This window comes from Desulfovibrio psychrotolerans (genome assembly GCF_013340305.1).
GTDB classification, from domain to species: domain Bacteria; phylum Desulfobacterota; class Desulfovibrionia; order Desulfovibrionales; family Desulfovibrionaceae; genus Halodesulfovibrio; species Halodesulfovibrio psychrotolerans.
Genome location: NZ_BLVP01000035.1, coordinates 33,212 through 55,044, shown reverse-complemented (window position 1 = coordinate 55,044; position 21,833 = coordinate 33,212). Strand labels below are relative to the sequence as shown.

19 protein-coding genes are annotated in these 21,833 nt (G+C 56.6%); 2 read left to right on the top strand and 17 right to left on the bottom strand.

The genetic code is table 11. From position 1 onward, the window contains the following. The 14 genes from pseB to HUV26_RS13865 all read right to left on the bottom strand — a co-directional run bounded on the left by pseB (nt 1) and on the right by HUV26_RS13865 (nt 14,668). Nucleotides 1-990: a UDP-N-acetylglucosamine 4,6-dehydratase (inverting) gene (gene pseB, locus HUV26_RS13930; RefSeq protein ID WP_174410743.1), complete on the bottom strand. Its 990-nt coding sequence runs from the start codon at nt 988-990 to the stop codon at nt 1-3. Further along, on the bottom strand, nt 977-1,882 hold the full coding sequence (locus HUV26_RS13925; RefSeq protein ID WP_174410742.1) for a class I SAM-dependent methyltransferase: 906 nt from the start codon (nt 1,880-1,882) through the stop codon (nt 977-979). The genes pseB and HUV26_RS13925 overlap by 14 nt, the downstream gene beginning before the upstream one ends. A gap of 141 nt (nt 1,883-2,023) precedes the next feature. Further along, nucleotides 2,024-3,232: an N-acetyl sugar amidotransferase gene (locus HUV26_RS13920; RefSeq protein ID WP_174410741.1), complete on the bottom strand. Its 1,209-nt coding sequence runs from the start codon at nt 3,230-3,232 to the stop codon at nt 2,024-2,026. A gap of 37 nt (nt 3,233-3,269) precedes the next feature. Continuing rightward, entirely contained in the window at nt 3,270-3,902 is a 633-nt protein-coding gene (gene hisH / locus HUV26_RS13915) for an imidazole glycerol phosphate synthase subunit HisH (RefSeq protein ID WP_174410740.1), read from the bottom strand. An 8-nt stretch (nt 3,903-3,910) separates the two neighbouring features. Continuing rightward, complete coding sequence (gene hisF, locus HUV26_RS13910; protein WP_174410739.1) at nt 3,911-4,786, bottom strand: imidazole glycerol phosphate synthase subunit HisF; 876 nt, start codon at nt 4,784-4,786, stop codon at nt 3,911-3,913. Continuing rightward, complete coding sequence (locus tag HUV26_RS13905) at nt 4,783-5,487, bottom strand: acylneuraminate cytidylyltransferase family protein (RefSeq protein WP_174410738.1); 705 nt, start codon at nt 5,485-5,487, stop codon at nt 4,783-4,785. Before HUV26_RS13905 ends, hisF begins: the two co-directional genes overlap by 4 nt. Then, entirely contained in the window at nt 5,484-6,620 is a 1,137-nt protein-coding gene (locus tag HUV26_RS13900) for a hypothetical protein (RefSeq protein ID WP_174410737.1), read from the bottom strand. Before HUV26_RS13900 ends, HUV26_RS13905 begins: the two co-directional genes overlap by 4 nt. Before the next feature lie 11 nt (nt 6,621-6,631). Then, nucleotides 6,632-7,624, bottom strand: a complete 993-nt coding sequence (locus tag HUV26_RS13895; protein ID WP_174410736.1) for an SDR family NAD(P)-dependent oxidoreductase — start codon at nt 7,622-7,624, stop codon at nt 6,632-6,634. Between the two features lie 3 nt (nt 7,625-7,627). Further along, the gene (locus HUV26_RS13890; protein WP_174410735.1) at nt 7,628-8,692 is read right to left on the bottom strand and encodes a nucleotidyltransferase family protein; all 1,065 of its coding nucleotides are present in this window, start codon (nt 8,690-8,692) and stop codon (nt 7,628-7,630) included. Nucleotides 8,693-8,776: 84 nt separating this feature from the next. Beyond that, nucleotides 8,777-9,853, bottom strand: coding sequence for an N-acetylneuraminate synthase (gene neuB, locus HUV26_RS13885; RefSeq protein WP_174410734.1), 1,077 nt, complete (start codon nt 9,851-9,853; stop codon nt 8,777-8,779). Next, nucleotides 9,850-11,019 carry a UDP-N-acetylglucosamine 2-epimerase gene (neuC, locus tag HUV26_RS13880; RefSeq protein WP_174410733.1) on the bottom strand — a complete coding sequence of 390 codons (1,170 nt, stop codon included), beginning with the start codon at nt 11,017-11,019 and terminating at the stop codon, nt 9,850-9,852. Before neuC ends, neuB begins: the two co-directional genes overlap by 4 nt. Before the next feature lie 4 nt (nt 11,020-11,023). Beyond that, a complete protein-coding gene (locus HUV26_RS13875) occupies nt 11,024-12,193 on the bottom strand; it encodes a LegC family aminotransferase (protein ID WP_174410732.1) in 1,170 nt (389 codons plus the stop codon). Nucleotides 12,194-12,204: 11 nt separating this feature from the next. Next, on the bottom strand, nt 12,205-12,960 hold the full coding sequence (locus tag HUV26_RS13870) for a class I SAM-dependent methyltransferase (protein WP_174410731.1): 756 nt from the start codon (nt 12,958-12,960) through the stop codon (nt 12,205-12,207). Between the two features lies 1 nt (nt 12,961). Further along, nucleotides 12,962-14,668 carry an ATP-binding cassette domain-containing protein gene (locus HUV26_RS13865; RefSeq protein ID WP_174410730.1) on the bottom strand — a complete coding sequence of 569 codons (1,707 nt, stop codon included), beginning with the start codon at nt 14,666-14,668 and terminating at the stop codon, nt 12,962-12,964. Nucleotides 14,669-14,995: 327 nt separating this feature from the next. Here HUV26_RS13865 and HUV26_RS13860 point away from each other — a divergent pair, with 327 nt between their 5' ends. Next, a complete protein-coding gene (locus HUV26_RS13860; RefSeq protein WP_174410729.1) occupies nt 14,996-15,385 on the top strand; it encodes a Fur family transcriptional regulator in 390 nt (129 codons plus the stop codon). 92 nt (nt 15,386-15,477) lie between these two features. Here the strand turns inward: HUV26_RS13860 and HUV26_RS13855 are convergent, their stop codons facing one another. Together HUV26_RS13855 and HUV26_RS13850 are read right to left on the bottom strand one after the other, a co-directional pair. Further along, the gene (locus HUV26_RS13855; protein ID WP_174410728.1) at nt 15,478-16,968 is read right to left on the bottom strand and encodes an inorganic phosphate transporter; all 1,491 of its coding nucleotides are present in this window, start codon (nt 16,966-16,968) and stop codon (nt 15,478-15,480) included. A gap of 15 nt (nt 16,969-16,983) precedes the next feature. Beyond that, nucleotides 16,984-17,634 (bottom strand): DUF47 domain-containing protein, encoded by a 651-nt coding sequence (locus tag HUV26_RS13850; protein WP_174410727.1) that lies wholly within the window; start codon nt 17,632-17,634, stop codon nt 16,984-16,986. Between the two features lie 376 nt (nt 17,635-18,010). Here HUV26_RS13850 and HUV26_RS13845 point away from each other — a divergent pair, with 376 nt between their 5' ends. Further along, nucleotides 18,011-20,158 carry an EAL domain-containing response regulator gene (locus tag HUV26_RS13845; RefSeq protein ID WP_174410726.1) on the top strand — a complete coding sequence of 716 codons (2,148 nt, stop codon included), beginning with the start codon at nt 18,011-18,013 and terminating at the stop codon, nt 20,156-20,158. Nucleotides 20,159-20,167: 9 nt separating this feature from the next. Here the strand turns inward: HUV26_RS13845 and HUV26_RS13840 are convergent, their stop codons facing one another. Beyond that, a complete protein-coding gene (locus HUV26_RS13840) occupies nt 20,168-21,820 on the bottom strand; it encodes a glycosyltransferase (protein WP_174410725.1) in 1,653 nt (550 codons plus the stop codon). Nucleotides 21,821-21,833 lie beyond the last annotated feature (13 nt).

The window sequence follows — 21,833 nt, the reverse complement described above, 5'->3', positions numbered from 1 at the left end:
CTATATGCCCCAGCCCTGCTGGCGCAGCATGGTGCGCATTTCGTCCACGGTGAGCCACCAGTTGTTGGTGCCGGAATCATATTCGAAGTTTTCCGGCACGGGCTTGCCTGCGGAGAGGTCGCCCTTGAAGTTGAAGAGCTCGTGGTCGGGCTTGATGATGAAGTGGTCGCCCATGTCCAGAGTGTGGCGGGCATCTTCCATGGGGATCATGCGTTCGTGCAGTTTTTCGCCGGGACGGATGCCCACTATCTTGGTTTCGCACTCAGGCGCTATGGCCTTTGCGAGATCCATGATGTTCATGCTCGGGATTTTGGGGACGTATATCTCGCCGCCGGCGGCTTCGTGCAGAGCCTTGATGACGAGGTTTACGCCTTCTTCAAGCGATATCCAGAAGCGGGTCATGCGCGGGTCTGTGATGGGCAGCACGCCTTCCTTGCGCTTGTTCATGAAGAAGGGAATGACGCTGCCGCGGCTGCCCATGACGTTGCCGTAGCGCACCACGCTGAACCGGGTGGCGCTGCCCGTGAACATGTTGGCGGCGACCACCAGCTTGTCTGCTGCCAGCTTGGTGGCACCGTACAGGTTTGCGGGGCTGACCGCCTTGTCTGTGCTGAGCGCCACCAGCCGTTGCACGCCCACGTCCGCAGCCACGTTAATGAGGTTCTGCGTGCCATAGATGTTGGTCTTTATGGCTTCCGTGGGGTTGTATTCCGAGGCGGGTACATGCTTCATGGCAGCCGCATGGATGACAAAATCCACGCCCTGCAAGGCGCGGTAGAGGCGTTCTTTATCGCGTATGTCGCCAATGAAATAGCGGATGCAGGGGTATTTTTCCTTGGAAAATTCGTGAGCCATTTCGAACTGCTTGAGCTCGTCGCGGCTGAAGACGATGAGACGCCGGGGCGCGAAGCGCTTCAGGATGATCTCGGTGAACATCTTGCCGAAGGAGCCTGTGCCGCCGGTGATGAGAATGGATTTATCGTTTAACATAGTAGAACCCGGTTGTTTCTGGTGAGGGGACCAGGTACAGTTCACCAGTGTTGAGATGCTTTTCGAAGTAGCGTGTCAGGTTGTCGTAAATGCGACAGCGGTTTTTCTGCTCGATTTCAACGGTCATCGCCTTGCAAGAGGAATGTGAGTCAAGAAGGAGAAAGGATTTGTTTGCAACGCGGACAAGGTTGTCAACTATCGACTGACGAATCTCTGCTGTAACCTTCTCGTTTTCAACGCATATGAACCCCATAACATGGGACATGATGACATGGTCAAATCCGTTGGCGGGAAGCGAGGCCATGTATGCCGGCTCAAGAATGCTGCCCTTTTCTACAGTGACATTCGGGTTCTTCTCAGCCGACTTGATCAGATCAAGGGCGGACTCATTAATGTCGAAGCCCGTAATCTTGGAGTTGGGATAGGCCTGTGAAAGGAAACGGATGTTCTTCCCCATGCCGCATCCTGCATCAAGAAAGGAATCACCGTCGCGGTAGAGGGCAAGCATGCCCGCCTTGTCCAAGACCATGGATGCCCGGCTTACGAGTGACTGGTATTTTTCGGTTTTTTCGGCTTCCGACAGGTCCTTCAGCGAAAGGTATCCGCGGCCTCCAGGGGCATAGTGCAGCGGAGTAAGGCGGTGGTACTGTTTGATGGCGTAGTTGGAATAACTGGCCTTGAACCCGCTGTGGATGATGCCTACCAGATGGTAGAATGCGACAAAAGGAACGGCCCAGTAGGACGGCTTGCCCAGTCTGGGGTATTGGCGCAGCACAAAGTCATTGTCGAGAACCCATCGGTTGACCCAGAAGAATGCTGCCGTGAAAGGGTACGCGAGCACGGTGCTTACCACGGTCAGGGCGCGTACGGCCTTCTTAACTGTTTCTTTCATGAATACTGTGCTCCGGTATTGAATACTGGGGAATGCGGTGCCTTGTGTTGCGTTTCCGCGGCTGTCGGGTCGGAATATCGGGAGAGGCACCACGAAACCGGCGGACTCCTTTCGCAGGAAAAGGAGCCGCCGCCATGGTGTTTAGGCTACGCTGTGCTTCAGGCGCCACACGTTGTCCACCTTTTCCCACAGGTGGATCGGGCGGAATTTGTCGATAACGGCATCAAGGTGTTCCTTGGAGATGTCGATGTAACGGCAGAAATCTTCAAGGTGTTTGTTGGGGTATTCACCGTCGTACTTGTTGACCAGCGCCACCGCTTCTTCACGGGTAATGTGCTTGTTGCGAATCTCCATGGAGGCGTCACGGGTGGTTCTGCCCATACCGAACTTGATGTATCCCATATAATAATGGAAGCCATCGGTCTTGTCATCAAGGCTGGCGTACTTGGTATAGGTACCCTCGGACCGTTCTGTGTTGGTTTCGAATCCGGTGTTTTCCACGCAATAGTAGTAGTTTTCCTGCGGGATCCATTTTTTATAGAACGAGAACCAGTGCATTTCAGCGCCGAGCTTGTTCACCTGTTCGGGGTCCGGCGCTCGGTAGAATTCGGTGTTCTGCCTAGCAATCTCATCTTTTGTGAAGATGCCATTCTCAAGGCCGATGGAGACAAGGTTCTGAACGCCGCTGCCCTTGAAGTAGGTGTTGGTCCAGTCGGATATGTCTTCGTGGGATTTGTTTTTGGAATGCATGCTGCCACCGTATTCCAGATCGCCGTTCTCGCCGTAGAAGATGAGCGGGATGTTGAATCGGATGGCAATGTTGAAGACGAATGATTTCTGTCCGTACACAAATGGGTCGAAGTTGTCACCGTTGCACTCAAATGAAATTCTGGACAGCTTTCTGTGGAATATCCCGTTTGGGGTGAACTGAATGTTGTCAAACCCGGTATGAATCATGTTGTTGAAGTTTCTGAAGCCGATATCGGTGTACATGAACGGGGACCACGTAACCGTAAGGGGATTCATGCCGTAACGGTACTTGAGCATGTGGGCGACGAACCCGGAATCTTTGCCGCCGCTGGAGGGGACAAGACAGTCAAACTGACCGTTCTTGGAACGGTGCTTGTCCAGCAGTTCCACGAGCATCCGTTCGCGTTCGTTCCAGTCGAGGGTTTCTTTTTCCTCATGCCACTGACATGCGCTGCAAATCCCCTGATCATTGAATGTTATACGGGGACGCTGGTTGGACGTGACACACTTGGTGCAAAAAAACACGTCCTGCGGGATATTGCCGAGTTGTTTGTCTATGGTCGGTAGTTCAGGAAGAGGGGTATGAAAAAGCTTATCCATGATGATCTCCTGTTGCTCCTGCTAGGTGAGAAGACATTTAGACTGCAAGAAAATTCTGAAAGATGGCTTTGCCAGTATTGAAGCTCAGTTCGGGATGGAACTGGCATCCCCAAACATTATCACGGGATACGGTGCTGCAAAAGAGACTGTGCCCATAGCTGGAATACGAAAGGACATGCTCAGGTGACAAGGGCTTTGCCGCAAAGGAGTGCACAAAGTAGGCGTAGCTTTCCATCGTCAAGCCCTTGAATAGACCTTCATTCCAAGCCGTGGCTTCTTCCGTGGGGCACAAGAGCTTGCTCCAGCCGATGTGCGGCAGTTTGGAGCCGTCCGTAATGGGCAGCCGTTCGACTGAACCGGGTACAAGGTCCAGTCCTGTATGATCCCCGAATTCATCGCTTCGGGAAAAGAGCAATTGCATTCCAAGGCAGATGCCGAGCAGCGGTTTACCCGAGGTGACGAATGTTTTGATAGCCTCGTCCATGCCGTTGAGGGCAAGGCTCTGCATGGCATTTCCAAAGGCCCCAACGCCCGGTAGGATGACTTTATCGGCAGCGGCAAGATCCTCGGGGCGTGACGTCAGCACTGGATTGCCCCCCGCATCGGCTACCGCTCTTCGGATGTTGAAGATGTTGCCTATGCCGTAGTCTATGATGTGAACTGTGTTCATGATCGGTACTAAATGAGTCGGGTTTGGATGTTGTTGGCGAGCAGAAAATGTTTGATGTCGAGGATGCTGGTTGGACGGATTTTTTGCTTTAGAAATTCTGTTGACTTGCCCCGTTGGAGCGCAATGTAGGACGTATTTCCTTCCGATGCGTAGTTCTCGGAATCCACAACATTCTGCAATCGGTCATAATGCAGCATCGAGGCCAGCGAAATGGCATCCGCCATGCCCGTGGTGGCGGCATCAAGGAGATGTTCAAGTCGTCCCGCGCCGCCGCTGGCAATGACGGGAACCGGCAGGGAGGAAGCCAGCATATGTATGAGTTCCAGATCATAGCCGTTACCGGTTCCTTCCTGATCGACGCTGGTCAGTAGTATTTCTCCCGCCCCTCTGTCCACAGCTTCCTTCGCCCATTCCAGCGGTTCGCGGCTTGTGATGTCGCGGCCGTATGTGTGCATGCAGCGGTATCGATTGTCCACTTTTTTGGCCTCTATGTACACCACCACGCACTGGGAGCCGAACCGTTTGGCCACTTCGGAAATCAACCCCGGTTTTTCAAAGAGCGAGGTGTTTATGGCAACTTTGTCGGCACCAGAGCGCAGCAGATGGTAGGCATCGTCAAGGCTGCGGATGCCCCCGCCCACCGTGAGCGGGATGGAGATGTTGGAGGCTGTACGTGAAACGATCTCGTGCAGGTTGTTCCGCCCGTACAGGCTGGCCACACTGTCTATGTAGATAATTTCGTCGGCACCCTGTTCGCAGTACTTGGTGGCGAAGAACTCCGGTTTGCCAAGGACGCGTAACCCCTCAAGGTGGATGGACTTGATGAGGTTAGGGCCTTTTATGTCCAGCCTCGGTATGATTCGAATCGGGTTGGTTGTGCTCATGGTTGCGTGTTCTGGTTGAGTTTGTCGAAATAAATCTGCGCCATGACAAAGTCTTCTTCATAGTCGATATCCACGGCTTCCTCTCGTGTCACCATAACGACCGCCAGATTGCCGCTGAAGAGGGAGGGCGCTTCAATGGCGTGGCGTGCGGTCATGGCATACACGTTGCCGGTGGGCACGTATTCCGGCGTACTGTCTGCTGCTGGGTAGCGGAGCAGAAAGGTGTCCTGCGGGTCTACGGTACCCATAAAGCGGGAAGCCACATGCACGGCATCGGCGGAAAAAACCATGTCGCGGTTATCTTCAAGCAGTCGCTCTATGCAGCGGTCAATGGTTTCCACCCTAGTCAGCGGCGAGGTGGGCTGCATGAGCACAACATGCGTATACTTGTTGCCCTGCGCGGCAAAAAACTCCAGAGCATGGCGCAGCACATCCTGCGAATTGGCTGTGTCGCTCGCAAGGTGGTCCGGCCGCAGAAAGGGAGCCTGCGCCCCGGCATCCATGGCGGCACGGCGTATGGCCTCGGAATCAGTGGAAACAATGCAGTCCGTCAGCAGGCGAGATCGAGAGCAGGTTTCAATGATGTGCTGAATAAGAGGCCTGCCGCCAAGCGGTCTGATGTTTTTACCGGGCAGGCGCTTCGAGCCCCCCCTTGCGGGGATGACGCCGAGAATTCTGCATTGAGTGTTGTGGTGCTTCATGACTTGCGCAAGTGCTGGATGACAATGTCCCACAAAGGAATATCCGGTGCCTTGTCCGATTTGATGTACTCATAAATGAAGTTGTCGTAGGCATTCTTGCCGTGAGTCAGTGGCATGGGAAGGGTCCAGTCTGCCTTATTATTGAGGTCCAGTTGCAAGGGGTTTAGGAGGCGGATGTATTCATCGACCCATGGGTTCTGGCGCGGCCCCAGTTCTTCCATCGTCAGGACGATGAGGGGCTTATGGTACAATACGCAGAAGTTGATGGCTGTGGAGTAGTGCGTAATGCACCCCGCGCTGTCCCGTATGAGTTCACAGGTATTGCCGCTCAAGATCGTTCTGTTGCCATATGGATTGCCCGTTGACGTGTAGTCTGATCGCGGATGTGCGGCAATGACGACGTTTAGTCCGGTTTTTTCTTCAATATAGCGGAATGCAGCGTCTACCGCAGGGTAATATATCTCGCGTGTGGCCAGATTGATTTTGTGCCGCACATTGCAGTCTGGATGATTCGGGATGTCTTGGTCGATGAAAACAAGGTAGTTTCCGATGCTGCCTGTTTTGCCAGCTTTGAGATACGTGTCGTAATCGAATGTGTGTGCATGAATAGGGATACCTTTCACGGTACGGCCCGGATTGCCAGTAATGACAGTGTAGGTCGCACCGATTGTGGGCTTTCGGAAACGACTGAAAATTCGAAAAGCAGTGTTGGACAGATTCGATACGTTGATGTTTTTCAGTGCCATCTTCAATGAAGTCATGTTTCGTGGCATGGTGACACGCAGTGGCGATGTGGCATAATCTAAAATAGCTATGTCCCGTCCGTGTAGCAGGCCGAGAATGTGCTGCGTGGTGAACCCGCTCGGGAGGAAGTTGATGGCGATGGTATTCTTTGGTGCTCGTACGACAAGTTCTTTCAGCTGTTTCCGTGAGGTAATAAGCACTGTCTCCGCAACAGGTTTGCGGATATCATTAGGAAGTCCTTTAAAATACTCAGGAGTTATGAGCGCGGTTACGTCCCATGCCTGCACCGAGAAACCATTTTTTCTGAAGGTTTCAACTCCGAACCGCTGATAATCGCGCTCAGTAAAAATATTGGAATATAGTATGATGATGTTCTGCGGATTGTTCATGGACGTTTACTCTACACGTTGTAGATATCTATCTTGTAGCGCTTAAGGTTTTCCTGCCTACTGAACCATGCAATGCAGTCCTTAAGGCCGTCCTCCAACGTGTATGCGGAGCGGAAACCGGTGGCCGCCGCAATTTTGGAGCTGTCGCAGAGCAGGCGCATGACCTCGGATTTCTTGGGCCTGAATCGCTGCTCTTCTTCTTTGATGGTTGCCTTGGTGCCCATGAGGTCGTTGATGGTGCTGAACAGATCGAGAATTGAAATGTCTCTTCCGCTTCCGATGTTGAAGACTTCGCCGTTGCCCCCGTCGTACTCCGCAAGGGCGATGAATCCTCGACAAGTGTCGAGCACGTAGTTGAAGTCGCGGGTGGGGCGCGTGTCACCCAGGGCAATTTCAGTTTTTCCAGCAGCGAGTTGTATGATGATGTTAGGAATGACGGCCCGTGCCGATTGCCTGGGGCCGAAGGTGTTGAATGGACGGGCCGTAACAACTGGCAGGTCGAACGATGTGTGGAAGCTGTTGGCGATGGCGTCAGCTCCTATCTTGCTGGCGCTGTAAGGTGACTGCGCCTGAAGCGGGTGCTCTTCGGAAATGGGGACGCTCAATGCTGTTCCGTACACCTCGCTTGTGGATGTGTGGATGACCTTGGAGCAGCCCATGTCGAGGGCGGCTTGGCAGATGTTGAGCGTGCCGCGCACGTTGGTGTCCACGTAGCAGTCGGGAGCAACGTATGAAAAGGGAATGGCAATCAGCGCTGCAAGGTGAAATACTATATCGATATCCTTGCAGATATGTCGGCAGAAATGGGGGTCGCGGATGTCGCCAGTCACCACGTTCACGTTGCCGGGCAGGTCAATGGTGTCAAGCCATCCCCAGTCGTTGAAGGAGTTGTAGTAGCTGAGCGCTCGGACATTGGCGCCCATGCGGGCCAGGGTTTCTGTGAGGTGCGAGCCGATGAAGCCGTCCGCGCCGGTAACGAGGATGTTCTTGGACTGTATGGTCATGCTCTAGCTCTTCAAGGTCATGCAAAAGTTAGAAACGTATTCGGCTTCGGCCCGCTGAAAGTCATCCAGTCTGCCAATATCGAGCCAGTATTCCCTAAGGGGGAAACAGGCGGTCATCCGGTTGTCTGCAATAAGCATCTTGAACAGATCGGGCATGTCGAAGAAGCCGCCCTTGGGGATCATGGCGAGCACGTCGGGGTTGAGCACGTAAATGCCAGCATTGACAAAAAAGTTGTGCATGGGCTTTTCATCTATGGCTGTCAGACGTTCGCCGTCGGTGTGCACAACGCCAAAGGGAATTTGCAGTTCATATTCGCGTACGCACATGGTGGCCAGAGAATTTTTCTGGGTGTGGAAATCTATAAGCTGTTTGAAGTTGGTTTTTGTGAGCAGGTCTCCGTTCATCACGAAGAAAGGGGTTTCCGGAGTTTCCGGGAGCAGGCTGAGAGCTCCGGCCGTGCCCATGCGCTGGCTTTCATGGACGTACTGGATATGGCTATTCCATCTACTGCCGTCACCAAAGTGGTTTTTTATTATATCAGCCATATAGTTGACGCACATGGTGAACCGGCGAAACCCGTGGGCGATAAAATTCTCTAGTATGGTTTCCAGTATCGGCTTTCCCCCAATGTTCAGCATGGGCTTCGGGCAGTTTTCTGTGAGCGGGCGAAGACGCGTGCCGAGGCCGCCGGCCATGAGAACAACCATATTGTCCTGTTCGGGAACCGATGTCAGTTCTTTTAGGCTGCGCAAGCCGACAAGTCGACCGGCATCGTCCACAAGCGGAATATGGAGGATGTCATGGCTGTGCATCATTGCCAGAACTGAAGCGTTGTTGTCTGTTTCGCGTGCAGTCATGGGGGTGGAGCACATCACCCGGCTGACAGGAGTGTCAAGCGGAAGCTGTTCCAGCAGGGTCCTGCGGATGTCGCCATCCGTAATTGTGCCGACTAGGTGTTCCTGTTCGTCCACAACCAACGCAATCTGCAGTGCGCTTTCATCGATGAGGCGAATGGCATCGATGAGCGGGGCTGCTTGTCGTATCAGACCTTGTCTCCATTTTTTCATAAATGGCGTCCGTTTGGCTGCATAAGCCGGTTGCTGAGTGCTGATTACTACTAAGTCAAGGCTGCCTGTGCTTAAGGGCCTAGGCTAATATTCTTGAATGAGGGCTTCCGAGGGATAGTCTTGCTTTGCCCGCTTCCCAAGCCACTCCCAGTAGCACATAGGCGATACTCCATTACCCGGCCGTTTCACGGTCAGGTTTTCTTCCGTGAACAGCTCGCCAGCGGCTATATCCCGTGCGGCTACAAGGCTTTTGCGGGCAATGGCCATGTTACCCAGTTCGCTGGGTTGGGGCTTTTTTTCTCCGGTGCCCAGAGCGCGTTCCACAATGCGGATGGATCGGACCATTTCTGCAAGTTCCTGCGGTTCCAGCGAGGCTTTGTGGTCGGGACCGGGTAGATTTTTATCCAACGTGAAATGCTTTTCAATCAGCACGGCACCGCGTGCGGTGGCGGCAACGGGAATGGTGATGCCGGGGGTGTGGTCGGAATAGCCCACGGGAATGCCGAACATGTCCTTCAGGGTATCCATGCCGCGCAGGTTCACATCTTCGTAAGGTGTGGGGTACTGCGTGGTGCAGTGCAGAATGACAACGCGGTCGCTGAGCAGGCGCTTGCCTTGTTCCGAGGCATAGGCTGCGGCAAAGTCGCCTTTTGCAGGCGTGTCAGCCGGCTCCATCATGCCGAATGCCAGTACGCCGAGGGCGGTTTCGACTTCAGCCGGGGTGGCCATGCCCGTGGAGAGGATGACCGGCAAGCCGGTTCTGGCCACCTTGAGGACCAGAGGCCCGTTAGTCAGTTCGCCTGACGGAATTTTCATACGCTGCACGCCAAGGTTCATCAGCAGGTCCACGCTGTCGAGGTCGAACGGGGTGGACATGAACTCTATGCCCACGTCTCGGCAGTGTTGCAGCAAGGCATCGTGGTCCGCAACGGAGAGTTCCAGCTTTTTCAGCATATCAAGCTGGGATTCGGCGGCATCCGTGGTTTCCTTCTGGTAGGCTGCCTTGGAAGCACCGGCAGAGGCAATGCTTGAAGCCTTGAAGGTCTGGAACTTGACGGCATCCGCACCGGCTGCTTTGGCCGCATCGATGAGTTTGCGGGCAAGGTCGAGGGAGCCGTTATGGTTCACGCCCGCTTCGGCAATGATGTACACCGGGTTCATTGCACGTCTCCATCAAGGGCAAAAAAGTGTTTTCTGACAAGGGAGGCCGTGTCCGTGAGCGATTCCAGCACCGTGACAATGCGTTCTGCCGTTCTTCCATCGCCGTAGGGATTGGAAACGGCGGAGCAGTCGGTTGCAATGGCGGTGTTCAGGGCTGCCAGTATGGCGTCCTTTTCCGGAGCGCAGTCTATGACGGAGGCGGCACGAAGCCTCCCTTTCTGCCGGTCGCCGATGTTCACGGTCGGCACATGCAGGCTGGGGGCCTCGTACAGTCCGCTTGACGAGTTGCCCACCACCACGGCGGCATGACGCATGGCACTGAGATAGCGCAGCTGGCCGAGCGAGGTGTGCGCGCTGACATGCGGGCGGTGTTCGGCATAGGCGCGTATGTGCTCCATGATTTCCCGTCCGCCTGTATCGGCATTGGGCATGGTGAAGACCACGCTGCATTCACCGCTGCTGGCGCAGAAGGCATCCAGCGCGCCGAAAAGGCTGTGCAACTGCCCGGTTGCGGATGCGCTGCTCAGGGTTTCCGGATGATAGGTGACCAGCAGCATGCGCGGAGCAAGGCGTATGCCGAGCGATGCTGCGAGCGCTTCGCGGGAAAGCATGTCCTGTTCCAGAATGGTGTCTATTCCCGGACTGCCTACGTTGAAGATGTGTTCCGGGTTTTCTCCCATCTGGCGGACGCGCAGGGCAGCGTGGGCGTTGCTGACAAAGTGCAGGTGGGACATCTTGGTGATGGCGTGGCGGATGCCTTCATCGAACGCGCCTTCCGTGGAATCGCCCCCGCACAGGTGGGCAACGGGGATGCGGGCGATAAGGGCCGCCTGCACGGCGGAGAGAATTTCGAACCGGTCGCCGAGCACAAGGACAAGGTCCGGGGCAAGACGGGCCAGGGCGTCCGCAAAGCCTATGACGCCCAGGCCCATGGATTTTGTAATGCCGACGGGGGTGTCGCTGGAGAGTAGCATCTCAACCCGCTCGTCAATGGTAAAGCCGTCGTCGAGGATGGACTGTGCGGTATGGCCGAATTCCTGCGACAGGTGCATGCCTGTGGCAATGACCTGCAATGCGAGCGAACCGCTTTGGGCGATGCGCCGCATGACCGGGCGCAGCAGGCCGTATTCGGCCCTTGTTCCCGTAACCACACATATCCTGCGCATGGCGTTACCCTGCCAGTCCTGCCCCGCTGGGGATGTTTATGAGGCGCGCTTCAAGATCTTCCGCAACGGAAAGGTCCATCCGGGGGGCTCCCGCATACATGGGCAGCCTGTTCATGAGCCGCCATGCGGGACGGGTCATGAAGCCCGCAGCGTTGGTCTTTTCCAGTATGTCTTCGCGCAGAGCCATGTCTGCCTTGTCCAGCAGGATGGCATTAAGCCAGTAGTTGCTTACGGAATCGGCAGGTTCTGCAGCAAAGGAGACGCCATCCACTCCGGCAAACGCCTTGATGTAGCGCTCCGCAAGGGTGCGCTTCTTCTGCAGGAATCCGGGCAACTGCTCCATCTGGGCGCAGCCCAGGGCCGCGTTCAGGTTGGGCATGCGGTAATTGAACCCGACCATGTCGTGCACGTATTCCCATTTATGGGGCAGCTTGGCCGTGGTGGTGATATGCTTGGCAAGGTCGCCCAGCGCGTCATCGTCGGTAAGAATGGCTCCGCCGCCGCCGGTGGTGATGGTCTTGTTGCCGTTGAAGCTGAGGATACCAAGCTTGCCGAACAGGCCGGTATGCTTGCCCTTGTAGAAAGAGCCCAGCGATTCTGCCGAGTCCTCCACCATGACGATGCCCCACTTTTCGCACACGGCGCACAGTTCATCCAGCCGTACAGGATGACCGAAGGTGTGCATGGGCACAATGGCTGCGATGCGGCGTCCGGTCTGCCTGTTGTAGGTGGCGTTGCCCCGGCGTTCTGCCACTGCGTCCAGATGCGCGGCGAGCTTGTCCGGGTCCATACCCAGAGTGGCATATTCGCTGTCCGCAAAGTGGGGTACCGCGCCGATGTATGCAGCGGCAGCGGCAGTGGCGGCAAAGGTGAGCGCGGGCATGATGACTTCCGTATCACGCTCCACGCCTGCCAGCAGCAGAGCCACATGCAGGGCGGCGGTGCCGTTGGCAACGGCAATGGCGCGCTTGGCCCCGGTGTATTCCTGCAGGCGCACCTCGAAGTCATTGACGTATTTACCTGCGGTGGAGACCCATCCTGTATCAATGGTCTCCTTCACGTAGGTCCATTCGTTGCCTGCGAAGGTGGGTTCATGCAACGACAAAAGAGTGCTGCACTGGTTTGTGGCGTTATGAAGTGCCTGAATGATGGTTTTCACGACTCCAAAGGCCATAGGTATCTCCATTACTCTCTGTCGCTTCGTTTGAAAACAAGTAACGAGTTCGGAGCGTTGGGGCCTGCAGGGCGCCTCGCCTCGCAGAGATAATAGCCTTCACGGTTGAACTCCCACTCCCAGAATCGTGGATATGAGTGCTCAGTTTCATAGAAATAAAGAATGACATAGGTTTTTGAGACGCGACAGAGATGCTTGATCAGCGGGAAAGAAGGGTGGACAAGTTCTACTGTAGCGCCATGTGAGAATATGGTTTCAATAGATTTTTCCGGCTGCTCGGTGAGGTATTTCTGAAATGTTGCAACAGTGTAATGTACCTGCTGTGCAAGTTCAGGAAACACTTTATGCATATGCTCATATGCGGCTTGCGAAATGTCCACGCCGTGCAGATTGGAGTATCCCTTTTCCCTTAGTGCATTCAAAATGCGACCGCTGTTGCAACCAAGGTCGAGAATCGGCGCCGACATGTCCGGAGTGGTAGATGTCACGGCATCTACAAGCGCTGTTGCACCGGGCGTCATCTCCACAAAGTGGCTCGGGTCCCGCTGGTTTCCGATGGCAGCATCGCGCCACTGCTCCGCATCAATGAGGCGCGGCCAGAACCAGACGACTTTCATGAACAGTCGGCGCAGCTTCGTGGAATACTGGGCCTGAAAGGAGTCGTCGTTGATAATCCGGCTCCACAGCCACGGCAATTGAAGAAAGGTGTTCTTGAAGCGGGCGAAAAAGCGCCTGCGCAGAGAATACTGTGAGTGATTTTTGTGCATGTTATCGGTCTCCGGAGGAATCTGGTAAGTCGTTTTCAGCACCCAGGCTGGCGCGATAGTGGGGTAGCACTTCGGCGGGTGTTCCGTCCATTACAATCCGTCCGCCTTCCAGCCACACCACCTTGTCGCACTGTTCTACTGTGGAAAGGCGGTGGGCGATGATGAGCATGGTCAGAGACCCTGCCAGATTTTTAACAGTGTTTTTTATGGTGTTTTCGCTCTGCTGGTCGAGCGCGCTGGTCGCTTCGTCCAGAATAAGCAACTGGGGGTTGCGGTACAGGGCGCGCGCAATGGCCACACGCTGCCGTTGGCCGCCAGAAAGTTTGCCTGCCCGTTCTCCCAGAGGCTGTTCCATGCCGCCGGGAAGCTGTTCAATGAGGCTGTCCAGCGCGGCCATTTTGCAGCAGTGCAGAAGGTGCCCCTTGTCAATACGGTCGGCAGGAACCCCGAAGGTCACATTTTCCAAGATGCTGCCGTCCGTAAAGAATGGAGTCTGCCCCACATAACCAACGCTGGCTATCCAGTTGTTGCGCAGTTGCGGTGTCAGTGGTTGCCCGTCTATGGAAATAGAGCCTGCTGTAGGAGAAAGCAGGCCGATGACAAGGTCGGCCAGGGTGCTTTTTCCGGAGCCGGAACGTCCAACAAGGCCTACGGTCGTGCCCGCTTCAATGGAGACGTTCACAGAGTGCAACGCGTTGCTATCGGCCGTGCCGTATCTGAAGTCCAGACCAGCGATGGTGATGCCTTTTTTCAAGGGGAGGGGAGTGGCCTCTTCTGCAGAGAACGTGCTGTCCGGCATGGCGAGAATGGCATCCAGAACGGCATCGGCTTTGGGCAGGTTGTCTCTCAGAGTGGTCAGGCTGTTCACTATTCTGTTGAAGGCGGGAATGGCGCGCCACGCCACCACGCCCAGCATGGCCAGTTTGCCGGAAATGACGGATGAGGAGACGTTTTCATTCATGGCCAAGGTTCCCGCCACGGCCAGACACAACAGCATGAAGCCGACGGTTTCAAACGCCCACGAGGGTATGCGGGTGAGTAGCAGAATGCGGGCCTGCGCATTGGCGGCGCGTGTCACATCCTTCTGATACTGCTCAAAAAAATAATTTTGCTTGGAAGAGATGAGAATGTCCTTGATGCCCTGCGTAATGTCGGATGTCTGCTTGTTGACCCGTTGTTCCGACGAGGCAGCAGTTCGCGCTTCTTTGTCTACCCTGGGCCTGAGCAGGAGGAATATGCTTCCTGCCAGCAGGCCGAACGTGACGATGGCAACCAGTGTGACGAGCGGGGCGGCATACAGCAGGGCTAGTCCCAGCATGACCACCAGCATTATATCGTTTACTGCCAGCATCCCCATGTACCAGACAACCGACATGAACCGCCGCCATGTTCCGGCCGTCACGAGGTCTGCGGAGTGGTGGCCCACGTGCCATTCATAGTCGTGGCACAGGTAGTTTTTCATCAGCAGGTCGCCGAAATGGGTGTCGAGTTTGCACGCCAGACGGGAGTATGCATAGGTAACGCCTGCTGAGCACAGGTTCTTGAGCAGCAGCAGGGCGGAAGCTGCCCCCGCAAGGGTGAGCAGGGTGTTCTTGGGAGAGTTGAAAAGCTCTCCCGGTATCTGCTGGAGAACCGAGGCAAGCTTGGGAGAGCGCATGACGATATCCGGGTCGCTGATGGCGGAGACGAACACCGCGATGATTCCCATGGTTCCCGTTTCCAAAATCGATGTGAACAGGATGCCTGCCGTAATTAATACGAGGTTCCTCTTCAGCCGAAACGGCATAACGGTTAGGGATTTTGAGAAAAAGTTTTCCCGGGTGGGGGACATGCGTTCTCTTCCTTCCATGTGCATTGCTATATTGTTAAGAAAAACTGTACAAAAGTCAACAGGGAAGTGGCGGCGTCTTGAGCTGGGCAGAGAGCCCTTGGCCCGGCGCCGTATACGCCTGACGGCCTGCAATCAATGGGGTTGCGCTTCTTATGAAAAATGGTTACTGTTAACCAGTGGAAAAACCTATTGAGGAGAAAGAGCATGCCCCCCCAGACACGTATGACCAAACAGCGCCGGGTTATTCTGGAAGAGCTGCGCCGGGTTACCACGCACCCCACAGCGGATGAAGTGTATGACATGGTCCGCCAGCGGCTTCCGCGGATAAGCCTTGGAACCATATACCGCAATCTGGACGTGCTTGCCGAGAGCGGAGAAATACTCAAACTTGAAAGCGCTGGCAACCAGAAGCGGTTTGACGGAAACATCATGCCCCATGCCCATATCCGCTGCACCCGGTGCGGCAGGCTGGGAGACGTGATGAACGTGCCCGCCAGAATTCCTGCGGGCGGTGCCGAGGCGGAAGGGTTTTTTATCACCGGAGCCCGGGTGGAATTTGAAGGAGTGTGCAACGCCTGCGAGGTGACAAACTAGTTTTGCCCGCACGTGGCGGCGCGTCTATGATGCGCGGTTCCGAAACATCTTTTTTGCCGCGCGCCGGAAGTCCGCTTCCGGCGCGCGATTTTTTAGCGGCTGCCGTTCGGGTTTCCGCGCAGCACATCGAAAAGATATTTCAGCCTGCGCATCCGTTCTGCCTCGGATTCGTTGCTCTCCGTGCGCTTGCGCCATGCTGGCGACTGCTCGGCGAGTACCTCTGCCAGCCGCCAGCGGTGGGTGAACGCCTGCCCGGAAAGCTCTTCCACTGCCTGAATCTCTTCGGGGGTCAGGTAGTTGTGGTCGATCATCTGCACGCCTTCTGCGGTGATGCGGATGGGGTCCATCTCCGCAAGCTGCATGATGGGCTTAATCCGTTCCTGTGCGTCGGGCAGCCGGGTGCGCAGGGCATCGCGGAACTGAGCCGCATCGGCGAAGCGTTCCATGTATAGGTCTTCCAGACGTTCCCGCACGGTGGGGTCTTCTGCCGTCATGTCAATGACGCGCTCCCATGCGGCAGGAGTCAGCTCGTAGTGCACCGGGCGGTATGTCTTCTGCCCGAACACGTTTTGCAGGAAAAACAGTGAGATGAAGCAGATGGCCGTGGCGCATACCGGGGTGGTTATCCAGCTGGAAGCGATGCCGCCCAGCGTGCGCCAGCGAATGCCACCGCCGCCTTTGAGCAGTCCTATGCCGATAACGGCCCCCACTATGGCCTGTGAACTGGAAACCGGTACCAGCGGAATGGCGGGCAGGCCCACAGCACGCAGGGCGTTGGAAAGTTCCTGCGAGGAAAAGACGAACAGTACCAGCGAGTGGGCTGTAACTACCACAAAGGCCCCCACGGGGGTAAGCCGCACGATTCCGGAGCCCACCGTCATCATCACGCGTCTGGAGTAGGTGAACACACCTGCGGCAATGGCCACGCCGCCGAGAAAAAAGAGCTGCTGCGCCGGGGTGAGGGTGAGTCTGCCGAACAGGGTTATGTCGTGAAACGGGGCCACGGGCACGAATACGCCCATGACGTTGGCGATATTGTTCGCGCCCAGTGCATAGGAGCCGAAGGCCCCGGCAAGAATGAGGCCCCAGCGGGTCATGGTGTCCTGCGTGAGGATATGTATGGATGTGCCCCGTATGACCCGCGCGATGGGAACATACATGGCCACGGCGAAAAACGCCGCCAGCACGGGGCATGCCACCCATGTCATGACGATTTTGGAGAGCGATTCCGGGTCGGTGAGCGAGCCGGAAAACAGGTTCCAGCCGATGATGGCTCCCACGATGGCCTGTGACGTGGAAACAGGATAGCGCGCCACGGTCATCATATAGACGGTGACGGCGGCGGAAAAGGCCACCATGAAGGCCCCGGCCAGCGCGTTGACCGCTCCCAGCTGGCCCAGCGTGTGAGAGGCCCCGGAACCGCCCGCCACTGCGCCCAGAATGACGAAGACGGAGCAGATGACCGCTGCAGTACGAAAGCGCACCATGCGCGAGGCCACAGCCGTGCCGAACACGTTGGAGGCATCGTTTGCGCCGAGTGACCAGCCCAGAAACAGGCCGCTGGAAAGAAAGAGGGGGAGCATGGGCGTTCCTCTGCGCTACAGCATGCGCTTGATGGCGTAGATACTCAGGCGGTCTGCCACGTCCTCGGCCTTGTCCGAGATGAGCGCGATGCGGCGGATAAAGTCCTTGAGCTGGCTTTTGTGGCACAGAGTCAGGTCATCGCGACGGTACAGGGCCATCATCATGCGGATAGACACCTTGTCGCACTCCGCCTCCCAGTAAGAGACCTTATGGATGTGGTCGCGCAGTTCGGGGCTGGAGCGGAAAAAAGCCCGGGCTGACCGGACAATGGCTTCCACCGATTCCATGGACTGTTCGGCAAGTTCCTTCAGGTCCTTGTGCATTTCTTCCGGGATGTCGGGCAGTTCTATTTTGAATTGCCACAGCATGGCCTTGCAGGAATCCAGCAGGGTGTCCATGCGTTCCAGCAGTTGCAGCACATCGCTGCGCGATTCGGGGATAAGGGTTTTGAGGTACAGTTTTTCCTCAATACTCCGCCGTTTTTCGTCTCCACGGTGCTCCACGGTGGTTATCTGTTCCAGCTTTTCGTCAAAGGCCTCTTCGTTTTCAAGAAGATAGAGCGTTACGCCCTGCCTGAAGAGCAGGCCAGCCTCGCTGACCTGATTGAGGAATTCGTCCAGCTGCTTCTGCAGTCCGACCTGAATTTTGAGGATGCCGAAACCCATGTTTTCTCCGTGGAGCCGGTGTGGTTAACAGGTAGTTTACAGGTGGCAATGACGATGCAGTTTTACTTTACCGTGGCTTTGGCGCATGGGTATGTCGCGCTTGCCCTGAATGTGTGCGGCGTGCATACCCTTGTCGTGTGCAAACGGTCTGCGGAAAAGGCTTGTCCATAGCTCAACAATGATAACAGTTCGGACGGGCATTGTTAAGATTGTGTTACAGCGGTTGCATCGGTTACGGCTATAACGCGGTATCGGGGCGGTCGTCCAGCCGAGCCTAGCTTACGGAACATTTTGCTGGAAAAAAAAAGCGACTGTTGGCAGTATTATGAAGTCTGACACTGCGAAATAACGGATAACACGAGAGGGCTGACAGTCCATGCAGGAATTCCCGGCGACCATACTCACCATAGACGACGACCTTAATGTCCGGGAAAATATTGTCGCCTACCTTGAGGACAGCGGCTTCCGCGTCTGTCAGGCGGAAAACGGAGCCCTGGGGCTGGAGGTTTTCCGCGCAGAGGGGCCGGACCTTGTTCTGGTGGACCTGCGCATGCCTGTTATGGACGGCATGGAGGTGGTGCGCAGGCTTAAGGTGGAATCGCCCATGACGCCAGTGATTGTGGTTTCCGGTGTGGGCGTGCTGGAAGAGGCGGTGGAAGCCCTGCGGTTAGGCGCGTGGGATTTTGTGACCAAGCCCATTTCTGACATGATGGTGCTGGAGCACGCCGTATCCAAGGCGCTTGAACGGGCGCGTCTGCTGGAAGAGCGCAATCGGTATCAGGAACGGCTGGAGCGCGAGGTTTCCATGCGCACCAGCGAACTGCGCAACGCCAACGCGCGTCTGCTGGAAGTGCAGGCACTGTTGCAGGAAAAGAACCAGTTCCTTGAAATTCTTATCGAATCCATGCCCAATCCGGTGTTTTACAAGGACCTTGGCGGTATGTACCTTGGCTGCAACAAGGTGTTCAGCGATATGCTGGGTGTGCGACGTGAGGACATTGTGGGACAGTCTTCCCAGCGGCTTTTGCCTTCCGAGGTTTCCTGTCAGGCGGACGTTTACGCTCCCGGAGGCAAGATACACTGCGAAATGGAACTGCAGACATCTTCCGGGGCGCGCCATAATTTTGTGCTCTACAAGAGTGTGTTCTACGACCGGGACGGCAAGCCTTCCGGCGAGGTGGGCACTTTTCATGACATTACGGAGCTGAAGCGCAAAGAAGCCCAGATTACCTATCAGGCGCACCACGATGAACTGACCGGGCTGCCCAACCGCCTTAAGCTGAAGCAGGAAATTGCCGTTCTCATACAGGCGCACTCCGCCAGAGGCGGCAGGTTTGCGGTGCTGTTCCTTGATCTGGACAACTTCAAGACCGTGAACGACAGTTTGGGGCACCAACTGGGCGACAAGCTGCTCAAGGAAACCGCAGAGCGGCTGCACGCCCTTATGGGTGAGCGTGGCATAGTGGCGCGCTTGGGCGGAGACGAGTATGTGCTTGTGATGCCGGAGATCAGCGAGGAACAAGAGATAGACCGGCAGGCGGAGGTGGTGCTGGCGGCGTTCCGCCGACCCTTCATGATAGATGGGCACGAACTGTACATGAGCACCAGCGTGGGAGCCACCAGCTACCCGGAGGACGGGGAAGACCCGGATACCCTCATCAAGAACGCGGACATAGCCATGTACCGGGCTAAGGCCCGCGAACGGTCCAGTTGGCGGCGGTTCGATTTTTCCATGGTGGAGCAGGTGACTCGCCGGCTTGCCATGGAAAAGAATATTCGCAAGGGGCTGGAAAACGGGGAATTTGTTCCCTACTACCAGCCGCGCGTGGATATCCGCACCGGCAGGGTGGTGGGCATGGAGGCACTGGTCCGCTGGCTCAAGCCGGACGGAACCGTGGGCAACCCGGCAGACTTCATACCTGTTGCGGAAGATACGGGGCTGATCGTACAGCTTGGCGAGCGGGTGCTGCGCGATGCCTGTGAGCAGGCGCGCCGGTGGCATCTTTCCGGTCTGCCCGGCCTGCGGGTTGCGGTGAATATTTCTGCCCACCAGTTCAGGGCAAACCTTGCGGAACTGGTCTTCGCGGTGCTGGAAGACTCCGGGCTGGACCCGGAACTGCTGGAACTGGAGATTACGGAATCCACCATGATGAGCGATCTGGGGCAGACCGTATCGCTACTGGAGCAACTGGCTCGGCGCGGTATCCACACCGCCATTGACGACTTCGGCACCGGGCATTCTTCGCTGTATTATCTCAAGACGTTCCACATAAACACGCTGAAAATAGACCGTTCCTTCGTGCGTGACATATTGAACGACGAGAACGATGCCAACATTGTTTCTACGGTCATCACCATGGCGCAGAACCTTTCGCTTCAGGTGGTGGCGGAAGGTGTGGAGACTGCGGAGCAGCTGGACTTTCTGCGCCGCCACGGCTGCCCCGAGGTGCAGGGCTATTACTATGCCCGCCCGCTGCCCGTGGCAGAGTTTGAGGCGTACGTACGTAAAACCAACGGTTGGTAGGGCACAGACCTACCCAGCCAGTCCGCACAAGACCAGAAATGTGCGGGCACGGGGTGAAAGTTCGGGCAGGGCGGCTGCCGCGCAACGGGCTAGGTGGGCATCATCCGCCGCCTGAACGCTGCGGTTCACCCGTGCCAGTTCGCCGCCGGTAATCTTCATCTCCATCTTCATATGATTGCCCCACACGTGGCCCCAGCCAGCCTCGGTGCGCGGTGCGGCGCGTCCTGCGTCCTGCCTGTGCACCACGGTGACGCGCCCGTCGTACAGCACGGAACCTCCGGCAAGCCAGACCTGAATGTCGTGTTCAAGGTCGTCTACCTGTGACGGGGTGAAACGCACGTCAAACCCCGGCACGTTCAGCCGCTCGCAGGCTGCGCGGTTGAACAGGTGGCAGCACCCCATGACCGAGAGGCAGGGGCGGCGGTAGGTGAACTGTTGCAGGTCCATGAACAGGGGCGCGTTGTTGGTGAAGCGGATGAGGTTGGTGTCTGTCTGCGAAAAGAAACGCGCCACGTACTGGATGGTGGGTATGCGGCCGGGGTTCACCACACGCGGGCCGATGACCGTGGCATCCGGGTGCTCTGCGGCATCCTGCAGGAAGCAGCGCAGCCAGTTTTGGGGGAGATAGACATCATCATCCAGAAAGGCCGTGTAGTCCGAGCGGCGGGAAGATTCCAACTGCCACAGCCAGTTACGTGCGGCGGGTGCGCCGATGTTCACGGGCAACTGGATGACCTCCACTGCGCGGCCCTGCGCCACGCCTGCCACGGCGGCGGAAAATTCCTCGGGGCTGAAGGCGGTGGAACCGTTGTTCAGCAAGGCGATGTGGGCATCGCCTATCTCGCTGAGCAGCAGGCTGCGCAGGGTGTCCATGGTCACATCCAGCTTGTTCCATGTGTAGAAGAGCACACTGGTGCGCACAGTCTCTGGCAGCGGGGGAGGTGCAGGCGTTTCCAGTTCGTGCAGGCGCAGCAGCAGGTGGGTCTGCACGGGCAGGGCATCCAGCGAGCGCAGCAACAGGCCGCGCGCGGATGCGGCATCACCCGCAGCCGCCGCCCGTTCCGCCTTGAGATTCAGCGTAAGGGGGTTGATCAGGGCGCGGGAAAGCAGCCCCTTGCACAGGGGAGTATCCTGTGCCGCCATGGCTCCGTAGGCATAAAGGCCGCAGACCAGCGGGCCGTATTCGGAAGCGGCCATGGCGCAGGCGGCTTCCGCGAACATGTCCGCATTGCCCAGTTCCCAGAGCTTGATGACGCAGGCGTGCCGCAGGCAGGGAGATTCGTGTGACAGGGCGGTGTGCAGCAGTCGTTCCTCTTCCTGTTTCCACTCCTCGGCCTGTTCCAGTGCCTCGCCCACAAACATGTCTTCGCTGTCTTCCAGCGCCTTGTTGCAGGCCCCCAGCCACGCTGTGAATATCTCCGAGGCGGGGGCGGCATTTGCCAACTGGTTCACCACGCCGCGCAGCACCCTGTCGAAAGGGTTGAGCAGCAGGGCCTGCCGGAGCAGCCCGGCCGCCAGCTTCAACCTTCTGTGCCGGTCCTGCGGCGGCAGCGGATCCATGTTCTTGAGGAGCTGTTCTCCGAAAAACATGGCCAGTCCCGGCTCGGTGTATCCGTTCATGCGGTGGCTGCGCATGTAAAAGTCAAAGACGGCGTCGTGCATGCGTGTCTATCCT